The sequence below is a fragment of the Pseudomonas onubensis genome (genome assembly GCF_965653655.1).
GTDB lineage: Bacteria > Pseudomonadota > Gammaproteobacteria > Pseudomonadales > Pseudomonadaceae > Aquipseudomonas.
The window spans coordinates 1-386 of sequence record NZ_CBFHAZ010000334.1; the positions used below are offsets into that span (position 1 = coordinate 1).

Genomic DNA, 386 nt, shown 5'->3' on the forward strand with positions numbered 1-386 from the left:
GGGCGGGTCAATCAGCTTTGTTATGGTACCGATTATATTAATGGCCATTCGTTGGGGGCTAACAGCAGGACTTGCAACAGGCTTGCTGATCGGCGTTATGCAAATGATGTTCGGCGCTTACATAGTACACTGGCTTCAGGCGATTTTAGATTACGGTCTAGCCTTTACAGTAGTAGGATTGGCGGCAATTGTAAGAAAGCCATTATTACAGGCAACACAATCACTCAATAAAGTAAAAATGGCAATTTATATCGTTATAGGAGCTCTAATAGGCGGAGCTTTAAGATTTGTTTCGCACTTGCTCGCAGGTGTCGTTTTCTTTAAAGAGTACGCAGGCGATGATAATGTGTGGATCTACTCAATAATTTATAACAGTACTTATATGG

General features: G+C 41.7%; 1 protein-coding gene. It reads left to right on the top strand.

Annotated features, from left to right (window positions below; genetic code table 11):
- Positions 1 to 40 precede the first annotated feature (40 nt).
- The coding region (locus ACTD9P_RS30210; RefSeq protein ID WP_438870513.1) for an energy-coupled thiamine transporter ThiT at positions 41 to 386 on the top strand (346 nt) is incomplete at its 3' end.